Here is an 11,319-nt window from a genome sequence, read left to right as displayed (position 1 = left end):
CCGCAGCCTACGATGCGGCGCACCACCATCCGGATGCCGACGTGCGCAAGCAAAATGCCACGTTCTACGAATTCCTGGTGCCGCTGGTCAAGGGCTACAGCACCGAGATGAGCCTGGAGATCACCAGTCTGGGCGTGCAGGTGCATGGCGGCATGGGTTTCATCGAGGAGACCGGCGCGGCGCAGTACTACCGCGATGCCAAGATCCTGACCATCTACGAGGGCACGACCGCGATCCAGTCCAACGATCTGGTGGGCCGCAAGACGGTGCGTGACGGCGGCACCAGCGCCAAGGCCATCGCTGCGCAGATCGAGAAGACCGAGGCCGAGCTGATGGCCCAGGGTGGCGCGAATGCCCGCGCTGTTGCCCGGCGGCTGAAAGCGGCGCGCGAGGCCTTCAACGACGTGGTGGACTTCATGGTGGCCTACGCCAGGGCCAATCCGAACGCCGCCTTTGCGGGCAGCGTGCCCTACCTGATGCTGGCGGGCAACCTGATGGCCGGCTGGCAACTGGGCCGTGCGCTGCTGGTGGCCGAGGAGCTGTCCGCCAAGGGACAGGACGTGCCCTTCATGCAGGCGAAGATCACGACGGCCCGCTTCTATGCCGACCACATCCTCAGCCGTGCCCCCGGCGTGCGCGATGCGATCGTGGACGGCGCGGATGCCGTGACGGCTCTGCCGGCCGAGGCCTTCTGACGTTCATTCCGACCCGCTTTCTGGAGACTCCATGACCCAACGCCCCCGCCAACTGCCCCCGGTGCTGCAGAACCTGCCGTTCCCGGTGATCGGTTCGCCGCTGTTCATCATCAGCAATCCCAAGCTGGTCATTGCCCAGTGCAAGGCGGGGGTGGTGGGGGCGATGCCGGCGCTCAACGCGCGGCCGGCCTCGCAACTGGACGAGTGGCTGGCCGAGATCACCGAGGCGCTGGCCGCGCACGACAGGGCCAACCCCGACCACAAGGCGGCGCCGTTCGCCATCAACCAGATCGTGCACAAGAGCAATGACCGGCTCGAGCACGACATCGAGCTGTGTGCCAAGTACAAGGTGCCCATCATCATCACCAGCCTGGGCGCGCGCGAGGACGTGAACCAGGCCGTGCACGGCTGGGGTGGTGTGGTGATGCACGACGTCATCAACAACACCTTTGCCCGCAAGGCGATCGAAAAGGGCGCCGATGGCCTGATTCCGGTGGCGGCGGGCGCGGGCGGTCACGCCAGCACCAAGAGCCCGTTCGCCATGGTGCAGGAGATCCGCGAGTGGTTCGATGGCCCGGTGGCCCTGTCGGGTGCCATCGCCACGGGCGGCGCCATCCTGGCGGCCCAGGCCATGGGTGCCGACTTCGCCTACATCGGCTCGCCCTTCATCGCCACCGACGAGGCGCGGGCGGTGGATGGCTACAAGCAGATGATCGTCGAGAGCAACTCCGACGACATCGTCTACAGCAACTTCTACACCGGCGTGCACGGCAATTACCTCAAGGGCTCCATCCGCAATGCCGGCATGGACCCGGACAACCTGCCGCAAAGCGACCCGAGCAAGATGAATTTCAGCACCGGCGAGGGCGCGAACGCGGCCAAGGCCTGGCGCGACATCTGGGGCTGCGGTCAGGGCATCGGCGTGATCCGCGAGGTGGTGCCGGCGGCCGAACTCGTGGGGCGCCTGCGGCGCGAATATGCCGAGGCCAAGGCCCGGCTGTGCGCGGGCTGAGCTGACAACGCCGACCGCCCGGCGTCAGCCGGGTGCGGGCCGGTTCACTGACGGAAGAGTTCGCGCAGGGTATCGAAGAACGAGGGCGGTTCGGTGTACTGCGCACCCTGGCCATCGCTGATGTAGGCGACGGCGCCACCCTGCTGCCATTCGCTGTAGATCCAGTCCTCGTCGCGCCGGACCAGTCCTTCGGGCAGCGCAGGCGCGTCCGCGACGGGCACGTTCTTCAGCGCGGCCTGCATGTAGTCGATCCAGATGGGCAGGGCCAGGCGGGTGGCCGAGCTGTGGTCGCCCAGGCTGCGCGGCTTGTCGTGCCCCATCCAGACCACGGCGGCCAGGCTGGGCTGGAAGCCCGCGAACCAGGCATCCACCACGTCGTCGGTGGTGCCGGTCTTGCCATACAGGTCGGGGCGGCGGATCGCGCTCTGGGCGCGCGCGGCGGTGCCGCTGCGTGTGACCTCGGCCAGCATGTCGTTGACCAGCCAGGCGTTGCGCGCCGGGATGGCGCGCTGCTCTTCGCCGAGGGGTGCGGGCGGCGGCGCCTCGAACAGGACCTCGCCCTGCGCGTTGACGATCTTCTCGATCACGACCGGGTCGATCGACCAGCCGCCGTTGGCCAGCGTGGAGAACGCACGCAGCATCTGCATCGGCGTGACGAGTCCGGTACCCAGCGCGAGCGTGAGGTTGTCGGGCTGGCGGGTGACGTCCAGGCCGAAGCGGCCGAGCCATTGGCGGGCAGGGGACACGCCTGCGTGCTGCAGCGCGCGGATGCTGACCAGGTTGCTCGACTTGGCCAGCGCCTGACGCACCGTGATCGCGCCCTCGCCGGGGCCGTAGCTGTTGGACGGGCTCCAGCCGTTGGCGGCGGTGAACGGTGTGTCGTCCACCAGCGTGCCGGGCATGATGCGCTGCTCCAGCGCGGCCGAGTACAGCAGTGGCTTGATGGCGGAGCCGGGCTGGCGCCAGCCCTGCGTCACGTGGTTGAAGGGTTGGCGGCCGAAATCGAAGCCGCCCACCAGCGCGCGCACGCGGCCGGTCTTCGTGTCCATCGAGACGAGCGCGGCCTCGGCCTCGGGCCATTGCGAGATGGCCCAGGTCTTGCCGCTGTGCACGAGGCGCAGGATGGCGCCACGGCGGATTTTCAGTTCGGGCTTGGCCTGGGGGGACAGGCCCGGGGCAGCCCACTTGAGGCCCTCGCCCTGGATCACCACACGCTCGCCGGAGGCCAGTTGGGCCGTCACTTCCTTCGGGTTGGCGGCCAGGACGATGGCCACGCGCAGCGTCTCATCGTCGCTGTGCGGCTTGAGCGCCTGCGCCGCCGCGGCCTCGAGGTCGGGGCCGTTGTGGTTGGGCAGATCTTCATGGTCTTCCGGGCCACGCCAGGGGTGGCGGCGATCCTGTGCCAGCACGCCCTTTTGCACGGCCTCGTTGGCGGCGCGCTGGTCGGCCGAATGCAGCGAGGTGTAGACGCGGATGCCGGCGGAGTAGGCCTCGGTGCCGAAGCGCTCGACCACGGCGCGACGGGCCATCTCGGCCACGTGGGCGGCGGGGACAGTGCGCTCGCGCGCGGGCTTGAGCCGTATCTTCTCGGCCCGGGCGGCGGCCAGTTGCGCGTCGTTGATGACCCCCACGGTGCGCATGCGCTGCAGCACCACGCGCTGGCGCTGGATGGCGCGCTGCATGTTGGCCACGGGGTTGGCGTAGTAGGGGTTCTGCGGCAGGCCGGCGAGCATGGCGGTTTCGGCGATGCTGAGCTGGTCCATGGGCTTGCCGAAGTAGGTGCGCGCGGCGGCGGCAAAGCCGTAGGCGCGCTGGCCGAGGAAGATCTCGTTGAGGTAGATCTCGAGGATGCGGTCCTTGGACAGTTGCTCCTCGACCTTGAGCGCCAGGATGATCTCCTTGGCCTTGCGCTCGACGCTGAATTCGCGCGTCAGCAGCATGGTCCGCACCAGTTGCTGGGTGATGGTGGACGCACCCTGGCGGCGGCCACCGGTGAGGGCGGCCACCACGGCGCGCGCCATGCCCTTGGGGTCGACACCGCTGTGCTCGCGAAAGCGTGCATCCTCCACCGCCAGCACCGCGTCCTGCAGCAGTTTGGGGATCTCGTCCAGCGGCACGTACTCGCGCCGCTCGGTGCCGAACTGGGCGATGTCCAGCCCGTCGGCCGTGAGCACCTTCAGCGGCAGCTTGGGCTGGTAATGAACGACGCGGTCGATCGGCGGCAGGTCGAAGGTGCCGGCCACCGTGGGCGTGACGGCGACGGAGGAGACGAGGAGCAGGCCCAGCACGAGGCCGGCTGCCCGCTGGCTAGGCAGGACCATGGGTGCGATTGTGACCGGCTTGTGTGAAGCGGATGGGCATTCCGTGTAACGGCATGTCGGCCGGCGCCCGGGTGGCTCGCCTGCGGGCGACGGCCACGATTTTACCGGCGTTTGCCCGACAGGGGGGTCAGGTGGAAAGACCGGCCCCGGTCGCGGGCACGGGTGAGGGCCACGGGAAATGCTCTGCCAGATAGGCCTCCGCGCGCTCGAGCATGAAGTAGCGGAAGGCTTCGGCCGCGGGCGACAGCAGCTTGGACTGGGTGTGCACCACATTCCACGCGCGCACGATGGGCATGCCGGCGATGTCGAGCACGGCGATGAGCCGGTTGTCCAGCTCCAGGGCGATGGTGTGCAAGGACAGGAAGCTCAGGCCCATGCCGGCCATGACGGCCTGTTTGATGGTCTCGTTGCTGGCCATTTCCATCGTCACGCGCAGCTCGACATGCGCGTCGTGCAGGAACTGCTCCAGCGCGACGCGGGTGCCCGAGCCCGGCTCGCGGACGATGAAGTCATGCCCCTGCAGCATGGCCGGCGGCAGGTGGCCCGCCAGTGCCAGGGGGTGGTTCACCGGGGCGATGCAGACATGGGGATGTGCCGCGAAAGGTTCGGCCCGGGTGGCCAGTTCCCTGGGGGGGCGGCCCATGATGGCGATGTCCACCTCGTTGGCGTGCAGCATCTTCACCAGTTGCTCCCGGTTGCCGACCGCCAGGCGGATGTCGATGCCTTCGTGCTCGCGGCGGAAGGCTGCCAGCAGGTGTGGCAGAAAGTACTTGGCGGTGCTGACCATGCCGATCACGAGCGTGCCGGTTTCGAGCTTTTGCAGCCGTGCGGCGGCGTCTTCGGCGTCTTTCAGCGTGGCCAGCACCTTGCGCGCGTAGACCAGCATGTATTCGCCCACCGTGGTGAGTGAAACGCGGCGGCCATGGCGCTCGAACAGCGGCATGCCCACATGGCTCTCCAGTTCCTTGATCTGCATGGTGACCGCCGGCGGTGTGAGGTGCATGGCCTGCGCGGCGCGGGCGAAGCTCATGTGGCGGGCCACCTCGCTGAACACCCGCAACTGCCGGAAGGTGGCGTTTTTCATTCAGTAATTCCTTAACTGATTTCCAAGAAATCGTGAATTTACTTTCTTTTCGATGAAGCCTACAGTGCATCCAACGCCCGCCTTTCACCTTTTCCTGGAGTCCACGATGCGCGATGCCCTTTCCGGTTCGACCCCGATCACCGACGCCAAGCAGCGCTACAGCGCTGGCGTGCTCAAGTACCGACAGATGGGCTACTGGGTGCCCGACTACGAGCCGCGCGACACCGACATCCTGTGCCTGTTCCGCATCACGCCGCAGGAAGGCGTGGAGCCCGAGGAGGCCGCCGCCGCGGTGGCCGGCGAGTCCAGCACCGCCACCTGGACGGTGGTGTGGACCGACCGTCTGACCGCCTGCGACAGCTACCGCGCCAAGGCCTACCGCGTCGAGCCGGTGCCGGGCAACCCGGGTCAGTACTTCGCCTGGGTGGCTTACGACCTGGTCCTGTTCGAGGAAGGCTCGATCGCCAACCTGACCGCCAGCCTGATCGGCAACGTCTTCAGCTTCAAGCCGCTGAAGGCCGTTCGGCTGGAGGACATGCGCATCCCGGTGGCCTACATCAAGACCTTCAAGGGCCCGCCCACCGGCCTGGTGGTCGAGCGCGAGCGCCTGGACAAGTTCGGCCGGCCGCTGCTGGGCGCCACCACCAAGCCCAAGCTGGGCCTGTCGGCCCGCAACTACGGGCGCGTGATCTACGAGGGCCTCAAGGGCGGCCTGGACTTCATGAAGGACGACGAGAACATCAACTCGCAGCCCTTCATGCACTGGCGCGACCGCTTCCTGTACGTGATGGACGGCGTGAACAAGGCCAGCGCGGCCACCGGCGAGGTCAAGGGCAGCTACCTGAACATCACCGCGGCCACGATGGAGGACATGTACGAGCGGGCCGAGTTCGCCAAGGAACTGGGCAGCGTGGTCGTCATGGTCGACCTGGTGATCGGCTGGACCGCGATCCAGAGCATGGCCAACTGGTGCCGCAGGAACGACATGCTTATGCACATGCACCGCGCCGGCCACGGCACCTACACGCGCCAGAAGAACCACGGCGTGAGCTTTCGCGTGATCGCCAAGTGGCTGCGCCTGGCCGGCTGCGACCACCTGCACACCGGCACGGCAGTGGGCAAGCTCGAAGGCGACCCGCTGACCGTGCAGGGCTACTACAACGTTTGCCGCGACGCCTACACCCGGGCCGACCTGCCGCGCGGCCTGTTCTTCGACATGGACTGGGCCGACACCAAGAAGGTCATGCCGGTGGCCTCGGGCGGTATCCATGCCGGCCAGATGCACCAGTTGATCGACCTCTTCGGCGACGACGTGATCCTGCAGTTCGGCGGCGGCACCATCGGCCACCCGCAGGGTATCCAGGCCGGCGCCGTGGCCAACCGCGTGGCGCTGGAGGCCATGGTCAAGGCGCGCAACGAGGGCCGGGACATCGCCCGCGAAGGGCCGGCGATCCTGCAGGCCGCCGCGCGCCACTGCGGGCCGCTGAAGGCCGCGCTCGACACCTGGGGCGAGATCACCTTCAACTACGCCTCCACCGACACCAGCGACTACGCCGTCACCCCGGCCGTGAGCTGACGCCCGCCCGCCGCCTGCCTGCCGCCGAACGCATCCGAGCCACCCACCAGGAGCCGCCCCATGATGACCAACCCCACCGGCCGCCTCACGCAAGGCCAGTTCAGCTTCCTGCCCGACCTGAGCGACGCGGAGATCACCGCGCAGATCCAGTACGGCCTGGACAAAGGCTACGCCTGGAGCGTGGAGTACACCGACGATCCGCACCCGCGCAACACCTACTGGGAGATGTACGGCATGCCGATGTTCGACCTGAAGGATGCCGCCGGCGTGCTGGCCGAACTGCACGGCTGCCGCAAGGCCTTTCCCGAGCACTACATTCGCCTGATGGCCTTCGATTCGACCCGCGGCATCGAGAGCATCGCCATGAGCTTCATCGTCAACCGCCCGCCGGCCGAGCCCGGCTTCGGCCTGGTGCGGCAGGAGGCGCAGGGCCGGCACATGCGCTACACCGTGCAGTCCTACACCACCGGCAAGCCCGAGGGCGAGCGGTATTGATGCCTTTGCGGCGCGGACTTCCATGAACCAACAGCTCTACGCCATCACGGGCATCGCCGTGCAGGACGCCGAGTCCGCTGCTGCGCCCGCCGCCGCCGTGAGCGCGGCGCGCAGCGTGGCCGAGGTGCTGGCCGAATCGCAGGTGGAGCAGGTGCTGGCCGAGCTGGACCGCGACCTGGTGGGCCTGGCGCCGGTCAAGGGCCGCATCCGCGACATCGCGGCGCTGCTGGTGATCGACAAGCTGCGCGCCAACCTCGGGCTGGTGTCGCAGGCGCCACCGCTTCATATGTGCTTCACCGGCAACCCCGGCACCGGCAAGACCACGGTGGCGCTGCGCATGGCCGAGATCCTGCACCGCCTGGGCTACGTGCGGCGCGGGCACCTGGTGGCGGTCACGCGCGACGACCTGGTGGGCCAGTACATCGGCCACACGGCGCCCAAGACCCGGGAGGTGCTCAAGAAGGCCATGGGCGGCGTGCTGTTCATCGACGAGGCCTACTACCTCTACCGCCCCGAGAACGAGCGCGACTACGGCCAGGAGTCGATCGAGATCCTGCTGCAGGTGATGGAGAACCAGCGCGACGACCTGGTGGTGATCCTGGCCGGCTACAAGGACCGCATGGACACCTTCTTCCAGTCCAACCCCGGCATGAGCAGCCGCATCGCGCACCATCTCGACTTCCCCGACTACGGCGCCGACGAGCTGATGCAGATCGCCGGGAAGATGCTGGCCCAGCAGAGCTACCGCTTCGGCGCGGGCGCGCAGGCGGCCTTCGCGCGCTACCTGGAGCGGCGCATCGCGCAGCCGCATTTCGCCAACGCGCGCAGCGTGCGCAACGCGCTGGACCGCGCGCGCCTGCGCCAGGCCAGCCGCCTGTTCGCCGACCGCGAGCGCCAGCTCACCGCCGAGGATCTTTGCACCCTCGATGCCGCCGACATCCTGGCCAGCCGGGTGTTTGGCGAGGAGGGCCAGGCATCATGACACTCGAGGCCCTGATCTTCGACGTGGACGGCACGCTGGCCGATACCGAGGCCGCGCACATGGCGGCCTTCAACGAGGCCTTCTCCCAGGAAGGGCTGGACTGGCGCTGGGACCGCCCGCTCTACACCCGGCTGCTGGATATCTCGGGCGGCAAGGAGCGCATGCTGCACTACTGGCGGCAGGTGCAGCCCGGCCTGACCGACATTGGGCACGGTGTGCGCGACACCGTGGAGCGGCTGCATGACATGAAGACCGCGGCCTACGAGCGTGCCGTGCGCCAGGGCGCCGTGCAACTGCGCCCGGGCGTGCTCAGGCTGATCGAGGCCGCCAGCGGCGCCGGCCTGCGCCTGGCGATCGCCTCCACCACCTCGCCCGTGAACATCGCCGCGCTGCTGCGCGAGGCCATCGGGCCCGACTGGCGGCACCACTTCACCGTGGTGGAGGACGCCAGCACCGCGCCGCGCAAGAAGCCCGATCCCCTGGTCTACCGGCAGACCCTGGCACGCCTGGCGCTGCCGGCCGCGGCCTGCCTGGCGTTCGAGGACTCGGCCAACGGCCTGGCCGCCGCGCGCGCCGCGGGTCTGGCCACCGTGGTCACCCCCACGGGCTTCACCGCAGACCACGACTTCACCGGCGCGCTGCGCGTGTTGCCCGATCTTTCGGGGGTGTCGCTGGCGCACTTGCGTGCCTGGCACGCCGAGGCGGGAGGCCGCGCATGAACATCGGCCGCGCCACGGCGGTTCGCGCCGACAGCCATGCCGCGGACGGGGCGCCCGTGCGCATCGCGCCCTCCATCCTCTCGGCCGATTTCGCACGCCTGGGCGAGGAGGTGCGCGCGATCGAGGCGGCCGGCGCCGACCTGGTGCACTTCGACGTGATGGACCACCACTACGTGCCCAACCTCACCATCGGGCCGCTGGTATGCGAGGCGATCCGCCCGCACGTGGGCATTCCGATCGACGTGCACCTCATGGTCGAACCGGTCGATGCGCTGGTGCCGCTGTTCGCCAAGGCGGGGGCCAACCTCATCACCTTCCACCCGGAAGCCTCGCGCCACGTGGACCGCACGCTGCAGCTCATCCGCGACCACGGTTGCAAGGCCGGCATCGTGCTCAACCCGGCCACGCCGCTGGCCTGGATGGACCACGTGATGGACAGGCTCGATGTGGTGCTGCTGATGAGCGTGAACCCCGGCTTCGGCGGCCAGGCCTTCATTCCGGCCACGCTGCCCAAGCTGCGCGAGGCGCGCCGGCGCATCGACGCCCACCAGGCCGCCGGCGGCCAGCCGATCTGGCTGGAGGTGGACGGTGGCGTGAAGCTGGACAACATCGCCCGCATCGTGGCCGCCGGGGCCGACACCTGCGTGGCCGGCAGCGCCGTGTTCGGCGCCCCCGACGCCGATGGCGGCTACCGCGGCGTGATGGCCGCGCTGCGCCGCGCCGCCGAGCAACACCTTTGACGACTCTCCAGGAACCCGCCATGCCCATGCAGCGCCGCTACACCCTCACCCAGTACCTGATCGAACAGCGCCGGCGCTTTCCCGACGCCAGTGGCGACTTCAACGCGCTGCTGCTCGACGCGGCGCTGGCCTGCAAGGCGATCGCGCGCTCGGTCGCGTTCGGCGCGCTCGACGGCGGCCCGGGGGGCGCCGTGGCCGAGACCGCGACCCAGGTCAACGTGCAGGGCGAGCAGCAAAAGCCCCTGGACGTGGCCAGCAATGCCTACTTCACCCAGATGACCGAGTGGGGCGGCCACCTGGCCGGCATGGCTTCGGAGGAAATGGAGCAGCCCTACCAGATACCGGCGCCGCACCAGCGCGGCAAGTACCTGCTGGTGTTCGATCCGCTGGACGGTTCGAGCAACATCGACGTCAACGTCACCGTGGGCAGCATCTTCAGCGTGCTGCGCGCGCCGCAGGAGGTGATCGATGCCGGCCGCGACGTGACCGAGGCCGATTTCCTGCAGCCCGGCTGCCAGCAGCTCGCCGCCGGCTACGCCCTCTATGGACCGGCCACCATGCTGATGCTCAGTGTCGGCAACGGGGTGGCCGGCTTCACGCTCGACCCCAACCTGGGCCAGTTCATGCTCACCCACCCCGACGTGCGCGTGCCCGCCGACACGCAGGAGTTTGCGATCAACGCCTCCAACGCGCGCTTTTGGGAGCCGCCGGTCAAGCGCTACGTCGACGAGTGCCTCGCGGGGCGCAGCGGCCCCCGCGGCAAGGACTTCAACATGCGCTGGATCGCCAGTCTGGTGGCCGAGGCGCACCGCATCTTGATGCGCGGCGGCGTGTTCCTGTACCCACGCGACACCAAGGACGCCGCCAAGCCCGGCCGCCTGCGCCTGCTGTACGAGGCCAACCCCATCGCTTTTCTCATGGAGCAGGCCGGCGGGCGCGCCAGCACCGGACGTGCGCCGATGCTGGGCGTGCAGCCCGAATCCCTGCACCAGCGCATCGGCCTGGTCTTCGGCTCGAAGAACGAGGTCGAGCGCATCGAGCGCTACCACGCCGAGGCGCCCAGGCACGTCGACCTGGCGCACCCGCTGTTCAGCGAGCGCAGCCTATTCCGCGAGGAGCTGGCGCAGTGACGCGCCCCTCCTGACCCATCCCGCAAGCCTCTCGACCGCCCCACGCCATGTCCGAACGCCACCCCATCATCGCCATCACCGGCTCCTCCGGCGCCGGCACCTCCACGGTGACGCGCACCTTCCAGAACATCTTCCGCCGCGAGGGCGTGACGGCCGCCGTCATCGAGGGCGACAGCTTCCACCGCTACGACCGCCAGGAAATGAAGCAGCGCCAGCAGGAAGCCGAGCGGCAGGGCAACAAGCACTTCAGCCACTTCGGCGCCGACAACAACCTGTTCGGGGAGCTGGAGGCGCTGTTCAGAGACTATGGCGAGACCGGCCAGGGCCGCGCGCGCAAGTACCTGCACAACGCCGAGGAAGCCGCGCCCTACGGCCAGGAGCCGGGCACCTTCACCGCCTGGGAGCCGCTGCCGCCGGACACCGACATGCTGTTCTACGAAGGCCTGCACGGTGCCGTGGTCACGCCGGAACACAACATCGCCCAGCATGCCGACCTGCGCATCGGCGTGGTGCCGGTGGTGAATCTGGAGTGGATCCAGAAGCTCTGGCGCGACAAGCACCAGCG

Annotated in this window: 10 protein-coding genes and 1 pseudogene; 9 read left to right on the top strand and 2 right to left on the bottom strand. The window is 68.8% G+C overall.

Features of this window, described 5'->3' with window-relative positions:
- Both PHQ87_RS09950 and PHQ87_RS09945 read left to right on the top strand, forming a co-directional pair.
- Window positions 1-695: acyl-CoA dehydrogenase (locus PHQ87_RS09950; RefSeq protein WP_300233499.1), on the top strand; the 695-nt coding region annotated here is incomplete at its 5' end.
- A 31-nt stretch (window positions 696-726) separates the two neighbouring features.
- Entirely contained in the window at window positions 727-1,707 is a 981-nt protein-coding gene (locus PHQ87_RS09945) for a nitronate monooxygenase family protein (protein WP_300233498.1), read from the top strand.
- A 44-nt stretch (window positions 1,708-1,751) separates the two neighbouring features.
- On the opposite strand, the gene PHQ87_RS09940 is transcribed toward PHQ87_RS09945, so the two are convergent.
- Entirely contained in the window at window positions 1,752-4,028 is a 2,277-nt protein-coding gene (locus PHQ87_RS09940; RefSeq protein ID WP_300233497.1) for a PBP1A family penicillin-binding protein, read from the bottom strand.
- A gap of 127 nt (window positions 4,029-4,155) precedes the next feature.
- Window positions 4,156-5,112 (bottom strand): LysR family transcriptional regulator, encoded by a 957-nt coding sequence (locus PHQ87_RS09935; protein WP_300233496.1) that lies wholly within the window; start codon window positions 5,110-5,112, stop codon window positions 4,156-4,158.
- A 106-nt stretch (window positions 5,113-5,218) separates the two neighbouring features.
- Between PHQ87_RS09935 and PHQ87_RS09930 the strand changes: the two genes are divergently transcribed.
- From PHQ87_RS09930 to PHQ87_RS09900, 7 genes and pseudogenes are all read left to right on the top strand, one after another.
- On the top strand, window positions 5,219-6,688 hold the full coding sequence (locus tag PHQ87_RS09930) for a form I ribulose bisphosphate carboxylase large subunit (RefSeq protein ID WP_300233495.1): 1,470 nt from the start codon (window positions 5,219-5,221) through the stop codon (window positions 6,686-6,688).
- A gap of 60 nt (window positions 6,689-6,748) precedes the next feature.
- A complete protein-coding gene (locus tag PHQ87_RS09925; protein ID WP_300233494.1) occupies window positions 6,749-7,183 on the top strand; it encodes a ribulose bisphosphate carboxylase small subunit in 435 nt (144 codons plus the stop codon).
- Between the two features lie 22 nt (window positions 7,184-7,205).
- Window positions 7,206-8,165, top strand: a complete 960-nt coding sequence (gene cbbX / locus PHQ87_RS09920) for a CbbX protein (protein ID WP_300233493.1) — start codon at window positions 7,206-7,208, stop codon at window positions 8,163-8,165.
- A complete protein-coding gene (locus tag PHQ87_RS09915; protein WP_300233491.1) occupies window positions 8,162-8,884 on the top strand; it encodes an HAD-IA family hydrolase in 723 nt (240 codons plus the stop codon). Before cbbX ends, PHQ87_RS09915 begins: the two co-directional genes overlap by 4 nt.
- Complete coding sequence (gene rpe, locus PHQ87_RS09910; protein WP_300233489.1) at window positions 8,881-9,624, top strand: ribulose-phosphate 3-epimerase; 744 nt, start codon at window positions 8,881-8,883, stop codon at window positions 9,622-9,624. Before PHQ87_RS09915 ends, rpe begins: the two co-directional genes overlap by 4 nt.
- Window positions 9,625-9,644: 20 nt before the next feature.
- Window positions 9,645-10,754 carry a class 1 fructose-bisphosphatase gene (locus PHQ87_RS09905; RefSeq protein ID WP_300233487.1) on the top strand — a complete coding sequence of 370 codons (1,110 nt, stop codon included), beginning with the start codon at window positions 9,645-9,647 and terminating at the stop codon, window positions 10,752-10,754.
- A gap of 47 nt (window positions 10,755-10,801) precedes the next feature.
- Window positions 10,802-11,319 (top strand): annotated as a pseudogene (locus PHQ87_RS09900) (phosphoribulokinase); the annotation flags it as partial.

This window comes from Hydrogenophaga sp. (genome assembly GCF_028698005.1).
In the GTDB taxonomy this organism is placed as follows: Bacteria; Pseudomonadota; Gammaproteobacteria; order Burkholderiales; family Burkholderiaceae_C; genus Hydrogenophaga.
Note: the sequence above shows the minus strand (reverse complement) of the source record. Positions and strands in the feature narration are given on the sequence as shown.